Source organism: Sphingomonas sp. Root241, assembly GCF_001428865.1.
In the GTDB taxonomy this organism is placed as follows: domain Bacteria; phylum Pseudomonadota; class Alphaproteobacteria; order Sphingomonadales; family Sphingomonadaceae; genus Sphingomonas.
On sequence record NZ_LMIV01000002.1, the window covers coordinates 595,600 to 613,669 of the forward strand.

The 18,070-nt window shown below is 66.3% G+C and carries 15 protein-coding genes; 6 read left to right on the plus strand and 9 right to left on the minus strand.

The features are described 5' to 3' along the window. Nucleotides 1–25: 25 nt before the first annotated feature. Both ASE13_RS13430 and ASE13_RS13435 read right to left on the minus strand, forming a co-directional pair. Nucleotides 26–694, minus strand: coding sequence for a response regulator transcription factor (locus ASE13_RS13430; RefSeq protein WP_029937243.1), 669 nt, complete (start codon nt 692–694; stop codon nt 26–28). A gap of 35 nt (nt 695–729) precedes the next feature. Beyond that, nucleotides 730–1,074, minus strand: a complete 345-nt coding sequence (locus ASE13_RS13435; RefSeq protein WP_156404881.1) for a hypothetical protein — start codon at nt 1,072–1,074, stop codon at nt 730–732. 74 nt (nt 1,075–1,148) lie between these two features. On the opposite strand from ASE13_RS13435, the gene ASE13_RS13440 reads away from it, so the two are divergent. Beyond that, nucleotides 1,149–2,927: an ABC-F family ATP-binding cassette domain-containing protein gene (locus ASE13_RS13440; protein WP_056616665.1), complete on the plus strand. Its 1,779-nt coding sequence runs from the start codon at nt 1,149–1,151 to the stop codon at nt 2,925–2,927. A gap of 38 nt (nt 2,928–2,965) precedes the next feature. Here ASE13_RS13440 and ASE13_RS13445 read toward each other — a convergent pair whose 3' ends face one another. From ASE13_RS13445 to mutS, 3 genes are all read right to left on the minus strand, one after another. Further along, the gene (locus ASE13_RS13445) at nt 2,966–3,976 is read right to left on the minus strand and encodes a sensor histidine kinase (RefSeq protein ID WP_056616672.1); all 1,011 of its coding nucleotides are present in this window, start codon (nt 3,974–3,976) and stop codon (nt 2,966–2,968) included. A gap of 79 nt (nt 3,977–4,055) precedes the next feature. Further along, a complete protein-coding gene (locus tag ASE13_RS13450) occupies nt 4,056–4,865 on the minus strand; it encodes an ATP-binding protein (RefSeq protein ID WP_056616673.1) in 810 nt (269 codons plus the stop codon). Between the two features lie 388 nt (nt 4,866–5,253). Continuing rightward, nucleotides 5,254–7,836 (minus strand): DNA mismatch repair protein MutS, encoded by a 2,583-nt coding sequence (mutS, locus tag ASE13_RS13455; protein WP_056616674.1) that lies wholly within the window; start codon nt 7,834–7,836, stop codon nt 5,254–5,256. A gap of 208 nt (nt 7,837–8,044) precedes the next feature. Between mutS and ASE13_RS13460 the strand changes: the two genes are divergently transcribed. From ASE13_RS13460 to ASE13_RS13475, 4 genes are all read left to right on the plus strand, one after another. Further along, nucleotides 8,045–10,303, plus strand: coding sequence for an NADP-dependent malic enzyme (locus ASE13_RS13460; protein WP_056616678.1), 2,259 nt, complete (start codon nt 8,045–8,047; stop codon nt 10,301–10,303). A gap of 68 nt (nt 10,304–10,371) precedes the next feature. Then, nucleotides 10,372–10,746 carry a BlaI/MecI/CopY family transcriptional regulator gene (locus tag ASE13_RS13465; protein WP_056616681.1) on the plus strand — a complete coding sequence of 125 codons (375 nt, stop codon included), beginning with the start codon at nt 10,372–10,374 and terminating at the stop codon, nt 10,744–10,746. Beyond that, nucleotides 10,746–12,299 (plus strand): M56 family metallopeptidase, encoded by a 1,554-nt coding sequence (locus ASE13_RS13470; protein WP_056616686.1) that lies wholly within the window; start codon nt 10,746–10,748, stop codon nt 12,297–12,299. The genes ASE13_RS13465 and ASE13_RS13470 overlap by 1 nt, the downstream gene beginning before the upstream one ends. Nucleotides 12,300–12,396: 97 nt before the next feature. Further along, a complete protein-coding gene (locus tag ASE13_RS13475) occupies nt 12,397–12,720 on the plus strand; it encodes a UrcA family protein (RefSeq protein ID WP_235536977.1) in 324 nt (107 codons plus the stop codon). Here the strand turns inward: ASE13_RS13475 and ASE13_RS13480 are convergent. Next, complete coding sequence (locus ASE13_RS13480) at nt 12,717–13,505, minus strand: SDR family oxidoreductase (RefSeq protein WP_056616692.1); 789 nt, start codon at nt 13,503–13,505, stop codon at nt 12,717–12,719. The genes ASE13_RS13475 and ASE13_RS13480 overlap by 4 nt on opposite strands. A 127-nt stretch (nt 13,506–13,632) precedes the next feature. Further along, the gene (locus ASE13_RS13485; protein ID WP_056616696.1) at nt 13,633–14,778 is read right to left on the minus strand and encodes an acyl-CoA dehydrogenase family protein; all 1,146 of its coding nucleotides are present in this window, start codon (nt 14,776–14,778) and stop codon (nt 13,633–13,635) included. 150 nt (nt 14,779–14,928) lie between these two features. On the opposite strand from ASE13_RS13485, the gene ASE13_RS13490 reads away from it, so the two are divergent. Continuing rightward, on the plus strand, nt 14,929–16,395 hold the full coding sequence (locus ASE13_RS13490; RefSeq protein ID WP_235536978.1) for an MFS transporter: 1,467 nt from the start codon (nt 14,929–14,931) through the stop codon (nt 16,393–16,395). A 53-nt stretch (nt 16,396–16,448) separates the two neighbouring features. Here the strand turns inward: ASE13_RS13490 and ASE13_RS20180 are convergent, their stop codons facing one another. Together ASE13_RS20180 and aceA are read right to left on the minus strand one after the other, a co-directional pair. After that, the gene (locus ASE13_RS20180) at nt 16,449–16,604 is read right to left on the minus strand and encodes a hypothetical protein (RefSeq protein ID WP_200955709.1); all 156 of its coding nucleotides are present in this window, start codon (nt 16,602–16,604) and stop codon (nt 16,449–16,451) included. Between the two features lie 14 nt (nt 16,605–16,618). After that, on the minus strand, nt 16,619–17,902 hold the full coding sequence (aceA, locus tag ASE13_RS13495; protein WP_056616699.1) for an isocitrate lyase: 1,284 nt from the start codon (nt 17,900–17,902) through the stop codon (nt 16,619–16,621). Nucleotides 17,903–18,070: the final 168 nt, after the last annotated feature.

The window sequence follows — 18,070 nt, forward strand, 5'->3', positions numbered from 1 at the left end:
GGCATTGTCCCCTTCGGGCTCCATCTCAGGCGTCCGCGGGTTCCTCGAGGCTGTAGCCCAGCCCCCGGATAGTGGTGATCACGTCGGCGCCCAATTTCTTGCGGATGCGCGTCACGAACACTTCGATCGTGTTCGAATCGCGGTCGAAATCCTGATCGTAGATATGCTCGATCAATTCGGTGCGGCTGACCACCTTGCCCTTGTGATGGAGCAGATAGCTGAGCAATTTATATTCCTGCGCGGTGAGCTTGACCGGCTCGCCCGCCTTGGTGACCTTGCCCGAGCGCGTGTCGAGGCGGATGTCGCCGGCGATCAGCTCTGCGGACGCATTGCCCGAGGCGCGGCGGATCAGCGCGCGGAGGCGGGCGATCAGTTCCTCGGTCTGGAAGGGCTTGGCGACATAATCGTCGGCGCCGGCATCGAGCCCGGCCACCTTGTCCGACCAGCTGTCGCGCGCGGTCAGCACCAGCACCGGCGTGGTCTTGCCCTCCTTGCGCCAGCGATCGAGCACGGTCAGCCCGTCGATCTCGGGCAGGCCGAGGTCGAGGATCACCGCGTCATATTGCTCGGTCGAGCCGAGGAAATGCCCCTCCTCGCCATCGGTGGCGAGATCGACCGCATAGCCCGCGCCTTCCAGCGCGTTGCGGAGCTGCTGTCCGAGATTGGGTTCGTCCTCGACGATCAAAAGTCGCATGCTCTAATCCCTGTGCTCGCGCCCGTAGCCGGCGCTCAATTGCCCGTGCGTCGAATGATGTTGCCCGTCCGTCCGTCGGCATCCACCCAGATCACCGATCCATTGCGCAGGAACTTGAGCGTGTAAATGTCCGTGCCGGGATCGTAATCGAATCCGAGATATTGCGCCCCGGGAACGCGGGGGATCACCCGGCGCTCGATCTCGCGGACCGGAAGGTTCTGGCCTCTCTGCCGGCGCTGGTTGGCGGCCTCCTGATTGCTGTCCTGCCCGATCGAAAGGACGCGCGCGTCGGCGCTCCCGACGAGCGAGAGGCCTGCCAGGCACGCGCATAAAACCGGTTTCGCCAGCATCTTCATCCGCATGGCATAGGGTCCGGCCATTGAATAGCCCCTGAACACGCATGTCAGCCGCGTGTAACTTGCAGCGGGCGTGCGGGCCCCCTAGGTGGCCCGCCATGGCTGCACCTGTACTTGCATATGAGGGCCTCGGGCTGGTCCAGGGCTCCGGCTGGCTGTTCCGCGGGCTCGACCTCTATATCGGCGAGCGCGACCGCCTCGCGCTGATCGGCCGCAACGGCGCGGGCAAGTCGACCTTGCTCCGGCTGATCGCCGGCCGGATCGATTCCGACGAGGGTCGCCGCACGATCGTGCCGGGTACGCATGTCGTCCTGCTCGAACAGGATCCGCAGGTCACCGGCTTCGATACCCTGCTCGATTTCGTCCTCGCCGGAGACGATGCTCCCGAGCGCTACGAGGCGGAGGCGATTGCGGACCAGCTCGGCATCGATCTCGGCCGCGACGCCGCCACTGCCTCGGGCGGCGAGCGCCGCCGCGCCGCGATTGCACGGGCTTTGGCGCAGAACCCCGACGTGCTGCTGATGGACGAGCCGACCAACCATCTCGACATCGCGGCGATCGACTGGCTGGAGAACTGGCTGAGCCGCTACAACGGCGCCTTCATCGCGATCAGCCACGATCGCACCTTCCTCACGCGCCTGACCAAGCAGACTTTGTGGCTGGACCGCGGCACGATCCGCCGCGCCGAGATCGGTTTCGGCGGGTTCGAGGCGTGGACCGAACAGGTCTTTGCCGAGGAGGAGCGCAACGCGCAGAAGCTCGATGCGAAGCTCAAGATCGAGGAGCATTGGCTGCTGCGCGGCGTCACCGGGCGGCGGCGGCGCAACCAGGGCCGGCTGACCAAGCTCAAGGAGATGCGTGCCGAACGCGCCGCGATGATGGGGCCGCAGGGCGCGGCGAAGCTCCAGATCGGCAGCGACGACGCCCAGACCAAGGTGGTGATCGACGCCAAGCACATCACCAAGCGCTTCGGGGACCGCACGATCATCAAGGATCTCACCCTGCGCGTCACCAAGGGCGACCGGATCGGCGTGGTCGGCAGGAACGGCGCGGGCAAGACTACTTTGCTCAAGCTGCTCACCGGCGAACTCGCCCCCGACGAAGGCAGCGTTCGGCTCGCCAAGACGCTCGACGAAGTGATCATCGATCAGCAGCGCAGCCTGATGGATCCGGCCAAGACCGTCCGCGACGTGCTCGCCCAGGGTGGCGAATGGATCGAAGTGCTAGGCGTCAAGAAGCACATCCACGGCTATCTCAAGGAATTCCTGTTCGAGCCCAACCTCGCCGATGCGAAGATCGGCACGCTGTCCGGGGGTGAGCGCTCGCGGTTGCTGCTCGCGCGCGAATTCGCGCGGCCGTCGAACCTGCTGGTGCTCGACGAACCGACCAACGATCTCGACCTCGAAACGCTCGACCTGCTTCAGGAGGTGATCGCCGATTACGAAGGCACCGTGCTGATCGTCAGCCACGATCGCGACTTCCTCGATCGCACGGTAACGGTGACCTTAGGGCTCGACGGCAGCGGCAAGGTCGATGTCGTCGCCGGCGGCTATGCCGATTGGGAGGCGCGCCGGACGGTGCGGACCGAGCCGAAAAAGGCCGCAGCCAAGCCGGTTGTGGCGGAAGCGGCCAAGCCGAAGGCGACCAAGCTCAGCTACAAGGATCAGCGCGACTATGATCTGCTGCCCAGGCGGATCGAGGAGATCGAGGCGCAGATCGCGAAGGACGAGGCGGCGCTGGCCGATCCCGATCTCTACGCCCGCGATCCGGGCAAGTTCGCCAAGCTTAGCGACGGGATCACGAAGCTGCGCGAGGAGAAGGACGCGGCCGAGATGCGCTGGTTGGAACTCGCCGAGCAGGTCGAGGCTCTGGGGTAAACTGAACTACTTCCTACCCGAGAGGGAGTGGAACGAGTCTAAGCCTCCAGATCCACGGTAACGACGGTCCCCTCGCCGCTGCTCTCGGTGCGGATCGCGCCCCGCGCCTGCCGGACGAACCCTTCGATCAGCCGTTGGCCGAGCCCGCCCGGACGGCCTTTCTGCCGCCCCACCGGCATCCCGTTGCCATTGTCGGCAACGATCAGCCTCCAGCCTCCCGGGCGCGCCGAGAAGCGTACCGAAATCGTGCCGCTCTCCCGCTCGCCGAACGCGTGCTTTGCGGCGTTGGTGACGAGCTCGTTGAGGATCAGCCCGATCGACACGGCCCGGTCGCGGGGCAATGCGGCGTGGTCGGCTTCGCACATGAGCGTGATCGCGCCGCGCAGGAACAGCGCTTCCTCCAGCGCGGTGCAGAGCTCGTGGATATAGGTCGCCATGTCGACCGTTCCCGGCGCAGAGGCACCGCGATAGAGATGCCGGTGCGCGCGGGCGATGCTTTCCACTCGTGCTAGCGCGCTTGCCAATGCTTCGGCCGTCTCGCCCTCGCCGGCGCGGCGGCGCTGCATGTCGAGCAGCGACGCGACGAGCGTGAAGTTGTTCTTCACCCGATGGTCGAATTCCTCGAGGAACAGGTCGCGCTCGGCAATCTGGCGGTCGCGCTCGGCGCTAGCGCGGCGCACTGCCCGGCGGAAGATTTCGGCGACGGCGAGCATGACCACATAAGCAATCACGATGACGAGCAGCCGCGATCCGTCCCCGGGACCCTTGGGGTAGAAGGAATTGACGGGCGGCAGCAGGAAATACCAGGTGTGGAGCAATGTCAGAAGGGCGGCGAGCGCGCCCGATTGCCACCGCGCGAAGAGCGCCGCGACCAATACCGCCGGATAGCCAAGCGCGAACGGACCCGCACCCGGCGCGAAGGTGTCGACAAGTGCGCGTGCGGCTATTCCGGCCGCGGCGCAGAGAAACGCGAACAGCAACTGCGTCACCCAGGCCGGCGCGTACGGCGCCAGCCTTTCGGGCAGGTCGAGCTCTCCTATTCGCCCCATATGCGGAGCTGAAAAGGCGCGATCGTCTTCCTGCTGTCAAGCCGCGTCTTGGCTATAGTTGATATGGATCAACTGTATTTTACAAGGACTTGCCGGATCGCCCGGCAAGATCGACGACATATTGCCAGGCGACTCGCCCGGACCGGCTGCCGCGCCGCGTCGCCCAGTTGATCGCCTCCGCAGGATCGAAGCTCAGGCCATGCGCCTCGGCATAGCCGCGGACGATGTCGACATAGGTGTCCTGGTCGATCGCGTGGAAGCCGAGGCTCAGCCCGAAGCGGTCGGCGAGCGCGAGACTGTCGTCGACCGAATCGCGCGGATTGATCGCGCTGGCCTGCTCGGCGATGTCGCGCGGGATCAGATGGCGGCGGTTCGACGTGACGATCAGCCGGGTATTGGCTGGCCGCGCCTCGGCGCCGCCTTCGAGCAGCGAGCGCAGTGCGCGGGCATCGCCCGCTGCGTCGAAGCCGAGATCGTCGAGGAAGATGACGAAAGGCCGCGCGGAGGCGGCGAGCAACGCGAACAGCTCAGGGAGTGCGTCGAGATGCTGGGTGACGGCCTCGACCAGAGCGAGGTTGCCGCCTTTGGCCTGCACGGATGCGACTGCGCTCTTCACCAGTGCCGACTTGCCTGTCCCGCGCGCGCCCCAGAGCAGCACGTCCTGTGCGGCGTTCCCGCTGGCGAGCCTCTCGAGATTGGCGAGCAATGCATCGCGCTGCGGCTCCATTCCGCGGAGCATTTCGAGCGGCAGCGGTGCGAATGCACGTGCCGCCGCCAGGCTGTGCCCGCGCCATACATAAGCGGGATGGGCGAACGGGTCGGCAGGCGGGGCAGGCGGCGGCGCAAGGCGTTCGAGCGCCTCGGCGATACGGATCATCGGGTCGGTCATCGCAGGCGGCTATACCCCAAAATCCTCCCTCGCGAAGCGGAGGCCCCGGATTTGTGCGCGATTGGAACCGACGGGGCACGGCCGGGCGATGGCCGTCTCCCTGTGGCAGAAGGGCGTCTGGCTGCGGCCTGACAAACCGCTTGAAATGTAGGATTTCGCCTGCTGAGATCGATGCTCGGGCGCTTCGCCCTCGCTCTTTGACAATGTCGATCCCGGCCGGAACGCCCATCGCGTCAGGCTGAACTTCGAGATTTTTTCCGCATGGCCACACCGCCACTGGAATTTGCGGTTACCAGTGTGACCCTGGTGTGACCTTTGGTTTCGCAAGATGCGCGCGCCGCCGCGACAGCCCTTGCCCGCGATGGGCTTCCCTGTCGAGGTGGGCCCCCTAGTTCGGCTCGCCCGCCAGCCCCTTCAGCCGGTACAAGGTCTCCAGTGCCTCGCGCGGGCTGAGCGCGTCGATGTCGATTGCCTCCAGCTCGCTCCGCAATGCGTCGACCTTCTCCTCCTCGGCCTCGGCCGCGGCGGCGAACAGGGGCAGATCGTCGAGCCCTGCAGCAATCCCCCCTGTCTTCGCGCGCCCGGCCTCGAGCTTGTCGAGCACGGCCTTGGCGCGCCGAATCGTCACTGGCGGCAAACCCGCCAATCGCGCTACAGCGAGACCGTAGCTGCGGTCGGCGGGTCCTTCCGCCACTTCGTGGAGCAGGACGAGCTCGCCTTTCCATTCGCGCGCGCGGACATTGTGCAGCGTCAGCGCCTCGCAGCGTTCCGCCAGCCGGGTCAGCTCGTGATAATGCGTCGCGAACAGGCACCTGCACCGGTTGTCCTCGTGGATCGCCTCGACCACTGCCCAGGCGATCGCCAGCCCGTCATAGGTCGAGGTGCCGCGCCCGACCTCGTCGAGGATGACGAAGCTGCGCGGCGTCGCCTGGGCGAGGATCGCTGCGGTCTCGACCATCTCGACCATGAAGGTCGATCGCCCGCGCGCGAGATTGTCCGATGCGCCGACCCGGCTGAACAGCCGGTCGACCAGCCCGAGCGTCGCCGACGCCGCGGGAACATAGCTCCCGGCCTGGGCAAGCACCGCAATCAGCGCGTTCTGGCGCAGGAAGGTCGATTTGCCGCCCATGTTCGGCCCGGTGACCAGCCACAGCCGCGAATCCTCGGAAAGCTTGCAGTCGTTCGCGACGAAACGGCCGCCGGCGCGCGCCACCGCATCCTCGACCACGGGATGACGCCCGCCTTCGATCTCGAAACAAGCATGGTCGACCAGAGCCGGGCGCGCCCAGCCGCCTTCCGCCGCGCGTTCGGCAAGCGCGGCGGCGACATCGATCCGGGCGAGCGCGTCGGCGGTTGCGGCGATCGCCTCGCGGCGTTCGAGCGCACGGCCGGTCAGTTCCTCCAGATGCGCCGCCTCTGCGGCAAGCGCGTGTGCGCCCGCCTGGGTCACCTTGATCGCGACGTCGTGAAGGTCGGGCGCGTTGAATCGCACCACGCCGGCCAACGTCTGGCGATGCGTGAAGCCGCTCTCCGGCTTCATCAGCGGGTCGGCGACGCGGGCGGGCACTTCGATATGATAGCCGAGCACGCCGTTGTGCCGGACCTTGAGCGCGGTGATTCCGGTGCGCCCGCGATATTCGGCCTCGAGCGCCGCGATCGCGCGCCGCCCGCCCGCGCCGGCATCGCGCAGATCGTCGAGTGCGGCGTCATACCCCTCGGCGATATATCCGCCGTTCGAAGCGTCGATCGGCGGTTCGGGAACCATCGCGCGGGCGAGCAAGTCGATCAGCGCGCCGTGCCCGCGCAACTGCGGCACCAGCTCGGACAGCAAGGGAGGCGGCGTGTCGATCGCATCGAGCCGCTCACCCAGCCGCCACGCACCATCGAGACCGTCACGAAGCTGGCCGAGGTCGCGCGGGCTGCCGCGACCTGCTGCGAGCCGCCCGAGCGCGCGGCCGATATCGGGCAATGCGCGCAGGCTTCCGCGCACCATGTCGCGCAGGCCGGGATCGTCGTGGAAGCGCTGCACCAGGTCGAGCCGCGCCTCGACCATGCCGCGATCCATCAGCGGTGCGGCCACGTCCTGCCCCAGCAGCCGCGCGCCCGCGCCGGTGACGGTGCGGTCGACTGCGTCGAGCAGGCTGCCTTTGCGCGCGCCCGACTGGCTGACGGTGAGCTCGAGGCTCTCCCGCGTGGCCGCATCGATCGCCATCGCCGCATCGGTGCGGCTGAGGCGGGGCGGCCGCAGGAACGGCAGCGATCCCTTGGCGGTATGTTCGAGATAGGCGACCAGCCCGCCCGCCGCGGCGAGCGCCGCGCGCGAGAAGGTGCCGAACCCGTCCAGTGTCGCGACGCCGAACAGCCGCTTGAGCCGGGCTTCGCCCCCGGCGCTGTCGAAATCGACCCTCGGCCGCGTCGCGGTCGCCAGATCGGCGAAGGCGGTGGCATCGCCGACGATCGTCTCGGCAGGGTTCAGCCGCGCGATCTCCGCCGCGACGCGATCACCGTCGGTCTCGATCACTTCGAATCGCCCGGTCGAGATATCGGCGCAGGCGATCGCCACGCCGCTCGCCGCCTCGCCGATCGCGACGCACCAATTGGCGCTGCGGCTGTCGAGCAACGCTTCCTCGGTCAGCGTTCCCGCGGTCACCACGCGGATGATCGCCCGGTTGACCAGTGCCTTGGAGCCCATGCGCTTGCGCGCCTGTTCCGGGGTCTCGGTCTGCTCGGCGATGGCGACGCGGTGGCCCGCCTTGATCAGCCGGGCGAGATAGCCGTCCATCGCATGCGCCGGGACGCCGCACATCGGGATGCGCTCGCCGTCATGCTCGCCGCGCGCAGTGAGCGCGATGTCGAGGCAGGCGCTGGCGATCTTCGCATCGTCGAAGAACAATTCGAAGAAATCGCCCATGCGATAGAATAACAGGCAGTCCTCGGCCTCCGCCTTCAAGGCGAGATACTGCGCCATCATCGGAGTGGGGGCTGCGGAGGACATGCGCATGTCGGGTTAGCCGAACCCGCCCACCGATCAACACCGTGAACCGGATTTCTTGGGGACGAATCGCGCACGCCGCCGGGCACGGTGGGTGGTAGCGCTATCATTTTCCATACGCATCGTGTTTCGGACGTGTTGCGGCCCCGGAACGTCGCTCCTAAAGGACCGATGTCAGGAGAGATGCATGGCTGAGGAATCGAACGTCCAGTTTTCGGAGCGCGAGGCGCTGCTGTACCACTCCGAGGGACGGCCGGGTAAGATCGAGATCATCGCCTCGAAGCCGATGGCGACCCAGCGCGACCTCGCGCTCGCTTATTCGCCCGGCGTCGCGGTGCCCGTCCGCGCGATCGCCGAGGATCCTTCGCTAGCCTACGACTATACCGCCAAGGGCAATCTGGTCGCGGTGATCTCCAATGGCACCGCGATCCTCGGGCTTGGCAATCTCGGCGCGCTGGCCTCCAAGCCGGTGATGGAAGGCAAGGCGGTGCTGTTCAAGCGCTTCGCCGACGTCGATTCGATCGATCTCGAGCTCAAGACCGAGGATGTCGATCGCTTCATCGACGCCGTCGAGCTGATGGAGCCAAGCTTCGGCGGGATCAATCTCGAGGACATCAAGTCCCCAGAATGCTTTGTGATCGAGCAGACGCTCCGGGAACGCATGAACATCCCGGTGTTCCATGACGACCAGCACGGCACTGCGATCATCGCCGCAGCAGGGCTGATCAACGCGCTCCACCTCACCGGCCGCGACTTCAAGACTACCCGGGTGGTGATGCTCGGCGCCGGCGCCGCGGCGATCGCTTGCGCCGAGCTGATCAAGGCGATGGGGCTGCCGCACGACAATCTGCTGATGCTCGACCTAAAAGGGGTGATCTATCAGGGGCGGCAGGAGAGCATGAACCAGTGGAAGTCGGCACATGCCGTCGCCACCGACAAGCGTACGCTCGCCGAAGCTCTCGACGGCGCCGATGTGTTCGTGGGGCTCGCCTCGGCCAATTCGCTGTCGCCCGAACTGCTCAAGACGATGGCGCCCAATCCCATCGTTTTCGCGATGGCAAATCCCGATCCCGAGATCAGCCCGCCGGTTGCGAAAGCGGCGCGGCCCGATGCGATCATCGCCACCGGCCGTTCGGACTATCCGAACCAGGTGAACAACGTGCTCGGCTTCCCGTTCATCTTCCGCGGCGCGCTCGACGTGCGCGCGACGACGATCAACGACGCGATGAAGATCGCCGCCGCCCGTGCGCTCGCCGAGCTTGCCCGCCAGCAGGTGCCCGAGGAAGTCGCCGCCGCGTACGGCACGCAGCACACCTTCGGCCCTGAATATATCATCCCCGCACCGTTCGATCCGCGGCTGATGGAACTCATCCCCGCGGCGGTCGCGCAGGCGGCGATGGATTCGGGCGTGGCGACCAAGCCGATCGTCGACATGGCCGCCTATCGCCAGTCGCTCCGCGCGCGGCTCAATCCGACCACGTCGGTGCTCAGCCTCGCGTATGAGGGCGCGCGCGCCAATCCCAAGCGGGTGATCTTCGCCGAGGGCGAGGAGGAAGTGGTGCTGCGCGCGGCGATCGCTTTCAAGGAGGGTGGGTACGGCACGCCGGTGCTGGTCGGCCGCGAATCGGTCCATGAGCGACTGCAGAAACTCGGCGCCAATCCCGATGATTTCGAGCTGCACAACAGCGTCAATTCGCCGTTGGTGCCGCGGATGGTCGAGTTCCTCTACGGCCGCCTCCAGCGCCGCGGCTATCTGCGCCGCGATATCGAGCGCATCGTCAATCGCGATCGCAACATCTTCGGCGCGCTGTTGCTCCAATTGGGGGAGGCCGATGCGATGATCACCGGCGTCACGCGCACCTATGCCGAGACGATGCGCCAGGTGAAGCGCGTCATCGACTATGAGAAGGGCCGCACCGCGTTCGGCATCCACGTCCTGGTCGGTCAGTCGCACACCGTGTTCATCGCCGACACCACGGTCAACGAGCGCCCGAACGCCGAAGAACTCGCCGCCATCGCCGAGGGCACCGCACAGGTAGCACGGCGCATGGGGCACGAACCACGTGTCGCGTTCCTCAGCTATTCCAACTTCGGCAATCCCGAGGGGCGCTGGCTCGACAATGTCCGCGGCGCGATCAAGCTGCTCGACGAGCGCTCGGTCGAGTTCGAATATGAGGGCGAGATGTCGCCGGATGTCGCGCTCAACCCGCGCCAGATGGCGAAATACCCGTTCGCTCGGCTTTCGGGCCCGGCCAATGTGCTGATCATGCCGGGGCTGCAATCGGCCAATATCTCGGCCAAGCTGCTCCGCGAACTGGGTGGCGACTCGACGATCGGGCCGATGCTGATCGGAATGGAGAAACCCGTCCAGATCGCGCCGATGACCGCCACCGCGAGTGAATTGGTGACGCTGGCGGTGCTCGCCGCGGGGGGAATCGCGCGCTGATACTCACGCCCTTGCTGCTACATTTGTAACATGCTACAAACGTAGCAGGATGGAGTAGCGAGGGCGTGATGATCGAGTCGCTGCCGCGCCGCGAGCGCGAAGTTTTCGAAATCCTGTGCAGCCTCGGTGAAGGCACCGCGGCGACTGTGCGCACTGCGCTCGCCGATCCGCCGAGCGACTCCGCGGTACGTACCTTGCTGGGGCGGCTCGTCGCCAAGGGGCTGGTCGTGCACCGCACGGTCAACCAGGCCTATGTCTATGCGCCGGTCGAGCAGACCGAAACGGTCGCCGAGACCGCGCTGCAGCGATTGGTCCAGACTTTCTTCCAGGGATCCGCTGCGCAGGCCGCCACGGCTTTGCTCGGCATGGAGCCCCGCCTCGATTCCGCGGAAATCGATATGCTCCAGCGCGCGATCGACAAGGCGCGCAAGGAGGCCGAGTGATGTTGGCGCTGCTCGTCGACCTCGGCTGGAAGTCGGGACTGATCGCGGGGCTCGCCCTGTTGGCGAACCAGCTGCTGCGGCGCCGCGCGCCTGGAGAGCGGGTTGCACTGCTCCGGGCGGGGACGGCGGCGCTATTGATGCTGCCGCTACTGGCGCGGGCAGGTCCCGAGTTTGAACTTGCCGTGCTTCCCGCGCTCGAAACTGCCGCTTTCGTGGTCCCCGCAGCGGCGAATACCGGAACTGCTTTGCCCACGATTGGGGAGGCGCAGGCTGCTACGGCGTTTAGCTGGCTACTGACGCTTTATCTGACGGGCGCGGGGTTGCTGCTCATGCGGCTCGGCATCGGACTGATCACCTTGTGGTGCTGGACGCACAGGGCATTGCCCGTCCGCGACCCCCGCTGGACGACAGCGCTGCAGGCAGTTCGATTGCGCCGGTCGGTGCGTCTATTGGTCTCGCCGCGCATTGTCGCTCCGATGAGCTGGGGCCTTTCGCCAGCCTGGGTGCTGATCGGCCCCGCCACCGAACGGCGTGCCGAACAGGCCGAGGCGGTGATCGCGCATGAGCTGGCGCATGTCCGACGGTTCGACTGGCCGGTACTGATGGCCTCGCAGCTGGCGACATTGTGCTTCTGGTTCAATCCGCTGGTCTGGCTGCTCGCATGCGAGCTGGCGCGGCAGACCGAGCTGGCGGCGGACGAAGATGCGATCCGCCATGTAGCGCGGGCGGATTACGCCCAGACGCTGCTGGCGCTGGCGGGCGGCGCGGCGCACCCCGCGGGATGCGGCATGTCGATCACATATGGCGCGCTCGGGCGGCGGATCCGTCATGTGCTCGATGCCGAAGCCGCGCGTCCCGCCAGTCGGCTGGTCTGTACCGCGATGTTGATCTGCGCGCCGCTGGCGGCCGCTCCCCTTGCCGTTACCCAATTGACCCGCGTGCCGGCGCCCCGTCCCGCGCCGATGCGAGTCGCAACGGACCCGCCGGCGCCAGCGATCGAGACTTATCTTCCCTCGCTCATTCCCGCAGCCCAGGCGGCCGAAGCACCAGCGATACGACGGTCAGACGGCTATTCGCGCAGGCCATCCTCGGCACGCGCGCCGAGCCTGGTGGATACGACCGACGCGAAGCCGGGTTCATCGCCGGAACGAGACAGCGCGGGGCAAGCGGCATGGCGCGTGGGGGTTACGCCGCCTTTGCCGGCCGCGCCGAGTCCGCCAAGTCCCCCGGCGCCGGGAACGCAGGCGGCGGCATGGCAGGAAGCGCTGGCCGAAAGTCGCGGCCCTCGGGGTGAGCCCCGCAAGCGGACTGCTGGAAAAAATCGCGCGCAGATGGCAGCCGACATACGCAAGGCTGAGAGGCGTGAGGAGGCCGGCGAACTCGCCGCTTCGGCCAAGAGCATGCGGATCGGGGCGCAGGAGCTCGAGGCGCTCGCCGCCGACGGCACGGTGACGAAGGAAATCAGGGGCGTGCACGCACGCGAGGCAGCGTCGTTGCGCGAGAAGGCAGACCGGTTGGACTGGGAGGCGCGGCGGAAGCTCTTCGGGGGCTAGCGCCCGACCGCGCAAGCGAAGCTCGAAAACGAAAGCGCGATTCCGCGCCACGGGGCCGGCTTGCCGGCAGACAAGGGAGATTGCCATGCGGACCCTCATGTTCCTGCCGCTGATCCTGCTCGGCGCCTGCACCACCGGAGCGGCGGCCATGTCCATCGAACCGGCGGCGCGTCTGGTCTTTGGCGATCTCGCGCTCGAAGACCCTTTCGGTCGGGCGGAATTGCGTGCGCGGGTAGCCGCTGCCACGCGCGAATTCTGTCGGCACCATGAAGACGAAGTGACTCCCCAGGTGCTGCGCAACGATCGCTTTTATTGTTTCGAGCGCGTGCGATCGGCCATGCTCGCGGACATGCCACGCGAGGTACGCCGCGCCTACAAGCAGGCGATGCGGGAAGCGGGCGCGAATGGACGGCGGCTCTAGCCGTCGATGCTGCCGCCGAGCGAGGCGTTGACCAGTCCGCCATCGACCGTGATCGTATCGCCGATCACATAATCACCGGCGCGGCTGGCGAGGTAGATCGCGGTGCCGGCCATATCCTCGTCGCTGCCGATGCGCTTGGCCGGGATCGCCTTGGCCACCGCATCGCCGTGGTCGCGCGCAGCCTTGTTCATGTCGCTGGCGAAGGCGCCGGGGGCGATCGAAGTGACGTTGATATGATCGCGCACCAGCCGCGCGGCCATGCGCTTGGTCAGATAGATCAGTGCCGATTTCGAAGCGTGATAGCTGTACGTCTCCCACGGATTGAGCCGCTGGCCGTCGATCGACGTGATGTTGATCACCTTGGCCGGACGCTCGGCCGAGCCGCCGGCCTTGAGCAGATCGTGCAGCGCCTGGGTCAGGAAGAAGGGGGATTTGACGTTCAGGTCCATCACCTTGTCCCAGCCCGCTTCGGGAAAGGTCTCGAACGGCTCGCCCCAGGCCGCGCCGGCATTGTTGACGAGGATGTCTAGCCGCGATTCGCGCGCGGCCAGATCCTCGGCGAGTGCGCGACAGCCTTCGACGGTGGAAATGTCGTGGGGCAAAGCGATACAATTCTCGCCGAGCGCCGCGGCGGTCTCCTCGCAGGCTTCGGCCTTGCGGGAAGAGACATAGACCTTGGCGCCTTGGGCGACGAAGCCTTGGGCGATCATTCGCCCGATCCCGCGCGATCCTCCGGTGACCAGCGCGATGCGGCCGTCGAGGCGGAACAGGCTGTTGGTGTCCATCTTCTTACTCCCTCTCTCCGCTTGCGGGGAGACGACAGGGCAGAGGGGCATGATGCCACCATTTCCCACTGCCCCTCTCCCGGCTTCGCTCCGCTCGCCACCCTCTCCCCTGAAGAGGAGAGGGAATTTACCCGCCGCGCTTCAGCGTCTCGCGCGCAATGATCAGCTGCTGGATCTGGCTGGTGCCTTCGTAGATCCGGAACAATCGAACGTCGCGATAGAGTCGTTCGATCCCGTAATCGGCGGTATAGCCCGCGCCGCCGAAGACTTGCACCGCGCGATCGGCGACGCGGCCGACCATCTCGCTGGCGAAATATTTGGTCGCCGCGGCTTCCATCGTGGTGTTCTCGCCTGCGTCCTTCTTCGCCGCCGTCTCGAGCATCAGCGCCCGCGCGGCCATCGCTTCGGTCTTGGAATCGGCGATCAGAGCCTGAATCAACTGGTGCTCGGCGATCGGCTTGCCGAACTGTTTCCGTTCGCTCGCATAAGCGACGCAATCGGCGATCAGCCGCTCGGCGACGCCGACGCACACTGCCGAGATATGCAGCCGGCCGCGATCGAGCACCTGCATCGCGATCCTGAAGCCCTGACCCTCCTCGCCGAGCCGATTGGCGACGGGGACCGGAGTGTTGTCGAAAACCACGTCGGCGACGCGCGCGCCTTTCTGGCCCATCTTCTTCTCGGGCTCGCCGATCGACACCCCGGGCAGGTCGCGCGGCACGAGAAAGGCCGAGACGCCGCGCCCGCCGAGCTCGTCGCCGGTGCGCGCCATGACGGTAAACAGCTGCGCCTTATCGGCATTGGTGATGAAGCGCTTGGTGCCCGACAGGCGGTAGACATCGCCGTCGCGGACCGCGCGCGTCTTCACGGCGCCCGAATCCGAGCCGACATCGGGCTCGGTCAGCGCGAAGCTGGTGATCACTTCGCCGCTGGCGATGCGCGGCAACCATTCGGCCTTTTGTTGCGGCGTGCCCGCCATCACCAATCCCTGGCTGCCGATCCCGACATTGGTGCCGAAGGTCGAGCGGAACGCGGGCGTGGTGCGCCCCAGCTCGATCGCGACCTTGCACTCCTCGAGCATCGTCAGCCCGAGCCCGCCATATTCCTCGGCGATCGACAGGCCGAACAGGCCGAGCCCCTTCATCTCCTCGATCACCGCATCGGGAATAGCGTCGGCGGCCTCGACCTCGCCTTCGAGCGGACGCAGCCTTTCGCGCACGAAGCGGCGAATGGTATCGATCAGCGTATCGAAGATCTCCGGGTCGAGCGACATCGAGGGAACCGTTCCTGTTGTTCGAACCGGCAAGCTATAGCTACCCTTACGTATCCGGCAAGCCGTACCCGATCTTCCAAATACGGCGATTGACGTAGTCCCGGCGCCACCTATGCTGCGAAGGAGCAGTGAGCGCGAGAGGAGCCGGCCATGGCCGCCAACGAAGCGAACGCAGGCGCGCCGGCCGTCCCGCCGGTCCGCCGCGTGCGCCAGTCGACGATGCTCGCTTACGGGTTCGGCGCGGTCGCTTACGGCGTGAAGGACTTCTGTTTCTCCACCTTCCTCTTGCTCTTCTACAATCAGGTGCTTGGGCTCCCTTCCGCGCAGGTCGGCTTCGCGATCATGTGCGCGCTGCTGCTCGATGCGTTTATCGATCCGGCGATCGGCTTCCTGTCGGATCGCACGCGCGGGCGCTGGGGACGGCGGCATCCGTGGATGTACGCGTCGGCCGCGCCGATCGCGCTCGGCTGGCTGCTGCTGTGGAATCCGCCGGCCTGGTCGCACGGGGCGATGCTGGTCTGGGTGTTCGCGAGCGCAGTGCTCGTGCGCACCGCGGTCTCGGCCTACGAGGTGCCGTCGCAGGCGCTCAGCCCCGAACTCTCCGCCGATTATGACGAGCGCACGCGGATCATGGCCTATCGTTACCTGTTCGGCTGGGCGGGCGGCATGGCGATGCTGGTGGCTTCGTACAGCTATTTCCTCGCACCGGAGGCGGGGCAGGAGACCGGGCTGCTCAACCGGCAGGGCTATGTCGGCTTCGCGTTCGCCGGCGCAGTGGCGATGTTCGTCGCGATCCTCGTCTCGGCGCTCGGCACGCATCGCGAGATCGGGCGGCTGCCGCGCCCCGAGATCGAACGGCAATCGCTCGCCGCCAATTTCCGCGAGCTGCGCGAGAGCGTGCGCAACCGCGCCTTCCTGATCCTGATGGCGGCGGGCATTTGCTATTATTCGGCGCAGGGGATCAGCTATGCGCTGTCCAATTATCTCTACGCGCATGCCTGGGGATTTCGCGGTGCCGACTTCCAATGGCTCGGGCTGATCCTGCTGCTCGGGGTAGTGGGTGCCTTCCTCATTGCGCCGCGCGTCGCCAAGCACACCGGCAAGCCGGCGGCGGGGATGGGGTTCATGATCGCGGCGGCGGTGCTTCTCACACTGCCTTACTGGTTGCGGCTGGCGGGACTGTTCCCGGAGCCGGGCAATCCGGTGCTGGTGCCGCTGCTGCTGGCGATCTTCACGATCAACGCGACCTGCTCGGTCTCGTCGACCATCCTCGGCGCGTCGATGATGGCCGACGTCGTCGAGCATTCGGAGGCCGAGACCGGGCGGCGTTCGGAGGGCGTGTTCTTCGCCGGGGCGTTCTTCGTCCAGAAATGCACGAGCGGGCTCGGCATCTTCGTCGCGGGCTCGATCCTCGCCATCGCCGGCTTTCCCGAGGCGGCGAAGCCGGGGAGCGTGCCGGTGGAGACGGTGGACCGGCTGACCATCCTCTTTGCCGCGCTCTATCTGTCGCTCGGCTTCGCGGCGGCGTTCTTCTACCGGCGCTTCCCGTTCGGCAAGGACGAGCATCTCGCCCGGGTGGAGCGGCTCGCACAAGGGGAAATGCCCGCCGGAGGGTGATCCTCCGGCGGGCATCCTTTCCTCCCCAGGAAAGTCTCGCTTCAGGCCCAGAGTCAGGCGACCCGGCCGAGGCGGTGATAGAGATTGGCGTATTTGATCGATTCGGGCCGGTCCTTGATCTTGGTCAGATGCGTCCCGACCGCCTCGCGGATCAGGCGGAAGTCCTCGGTCGAGAAGACGGCGCGGCTGCGCTGGGGTTCTCCGGTCATCGTAGTTGCTCCTTTCAGGCAGCTTGCTTGTTGAACTGGGCGGCTTCGGTGCTTTCGGCGAGCGCGGTGGTCGAGCTCTCGCCGCCGGCCACTGCCTGGGCGATCGCATCGAAATAGCCGGTGCCGACTTCGCGCTGGTGGCGCGTCGCGGTATAGCCGTTTGCCTCGGCGGCGAATTCGGCCTGCTGGAGCTCCGAATAGGCCGCCATGCCGCGATCCCGGTAGCCGCGCGCCAGCTCGAACATGCCGTAATTGAGCTGGTGGAAGCCCGCGAGCGTGACGAACTGGAACTTGTACCCCATCGCGCCCAATTCGCGCTGGAAACGGGCGATGTCGTCGCGGTCGAGATTCTTCTCCCAATTGAAGCTGGGCGAGCAATTATAGGCCAGCATCTTGTTCGGATGCTCGCGCCTGATCGCCTCGGCGAAGCGGCGGGCGTCGTCGAGATTGGGCTTGCTGGTCTCCCACCATAGCAGATCGGCGTGGCTGGCGAAGGCGAGTCCGCGCTTGATGCAATGATCGGCTCCGGTGCCGTCCTTCAACCGGAAGAACCCTTCGGCGGTGCGTTCGCCGGTGAGGAACTCGTGGTCGCGTTCGTCGACATCCGAGGTGATCAGCCTTGCGCTCTCGGCATCGGTGCGGGCGCAGATCACCGTCGGCACGCCGGACACGTCCGCCGCCAGCCGGGCGCTGTCCAGGTTGCGGATATGCGCCTGGGTGGGGATCAGCACCTTGCCGCCGAGGTGCCCGCATTTCTTTTCCGATGCGAGCTGGTCTTCATAATGCACCCCGGCGGCGCCTGCGGCGATATAGGCCTTCATGATCTCGAAGCAGTTGAGCGGCCCGCCGAAGCCGGCCTCGGCATCGGCGACGATCGGCGCGAACCAGTCGCGGGTGGCGCCGCCCTCCATATGCTCGATCTGGTCGGCGCGCTGGAGCGTCGCGTTGATCCTCCGCGCCAGCTCGGGACCGGCATTGGCGGGGTAGAGCGATTGATCGGGATACATCTGCCCGGCGGTGTTGGCATCGGCCGCGACCTGCCAGCCGGACAGATAGATCGCCTTCAATCCGGCGCGGACCATCTGCATCGCCTGATTGCCCGAAAGCGCGCCGAGGGCATGGATGTAATCCTCGCTCCTGAGCAGCTCCCACAGCTTGAGCGCGCCGCGGCGGGCAATGGTGTGCTCGATCGGCAGCGAGCCGCGCAGCCTGGTCACGTCCTCGGCCGAATAGGGACGGACGATGCCGTCGAAGCGGCCGCTGGGGGCGGGGACAAGATCTTCGAACGTCATCGGCATGTCACTTCCTTGACAATGTGAACGGTGTCGGAAGCTGATATGCGTGCTAAATTGACTCTTTTATCCGAAATTCGTTCAATTGCACCGTTGACACGTGGTCGAAAAACAGGCCGATCTTGTAACTATGTAAATATATTTACAAACTGAGTGTAAGTCGAGAATAAGAAC

What these genes read in the sequence shown, in the direction of transcription:
- ASE13_RS13430 (WP_029937243.1), bottom strand. Translation starts at nt 694, where the DNA reads ATGCGACTTTTGATCGTCGAGGACGAACCCAATCTCGGACAGCAGCTC.
- ASE13_RS13435 (WP_156404881.1), bottom strand. Translation starts at nt 1,074, where the DNA reads ATGGCCGGACCCTATGCCATGCGGATGAAGATGCTGGCGAAACCGGTT.
- ASE13_RS13440 (WP_056616665.1), top strand. Translation starts at nt 1,149, where the DNA reads ATGGCTGCACCTGTACTTGCATATGAGGGCCTCGGGCTGGTCCAGGGC.
- ASE13_RS13445 (WP_056616672.1), bottom strand. Translation starts at nt 3,976, where the DNA reads ATGGGGCGAATAGGAGAGCTCGACCTGCCCGAAAGGCTGGCGCCGTAC.
- ASE13_RS13450 (WP_056616673.1), bottom strand. Translation starts at nt 4,865, where the DNA reads ATGACCGACCCGATGATCCGTATCGCCGAGGCGCTCGAACGCCTTGCG.
- mutS (WP_056616674.1), bottom strand. Translation starts at nt 7,836, where the DNA reads ATGATGGCGCAGTATCTCGCCTTGAAGGCGGAGGCCGAGGACTGCCTG.
- ASE13_RS13460 (WP_056616678.1), top strand. Translation starts at nt 8,045, where the DNA reads ATGGCTGAGGAATCGAACGTCCAGTTTTCGGAGCGCGAGGCGCTGCTG.
- ASE13_RS13465 (WP_056616681.1), top strand. Translation starts at nt 10,372, where the DNA reads ATGATCGAGTCGCTGCCGCGCCGCGAGCGCGAAGTTTTCGAAATCCTG.
- ASE13_RS13470 (WP_056616686.1), top strand. Translation starts at nt 10,746, where the DNA reads ATGTTGGCGCTGCTCGTCGACCTCGGCTGGAAGTCGGGACTGATCGCG.
- ASE13_RS13475 (WP_235536977.1), top strand. Translation starts at nt 12,397, where the DNA reads ATGTTCCTGCCGCTGATCCTGCTCGGCGCCTGCACCACCGGAGCGGCG.
- ASE13_RS13480 (WP_056616692.1), bottom strand. Translation starts at nt 13,505, where the DNA reads ATGGACACCAACAGCCTGTTCCGCCTCGACGGCCGCATCGCGCTGGTC.
- ASE13_RS13485 (WP_056616696.1), bottom strand. Translation starts at nt 14,778, where the DNA reads ATGTCGCTCGACCCGGAGATCTTCGATACGCTGATCGATACCATTCGC.
- ASE13_RS13490 (WP_235536978.1), top strand. Translation starts at nt 14,929, where the DNA reads ATGGCCGCCAACGAAGCGAACGCAGGCGCGCCGGCCGTCCCGCCGGTC.
- ASE13_RS20180 (WP_200955709.1), bottom strand. Translation starts at nt 16,604, where the DNA reads ATGACCGGAGAACCCCAGCGCAGCCGCGCCGTCTTCTCGACCGAGGAC.
- aceA (WP_056616699.1), bottom strand. Translation starts at nt 17,902, where the DNA reads ATGCCGATGACGTTCGAAGATCTTGTCCCCGCCCCCAGCGGCCGCTTC.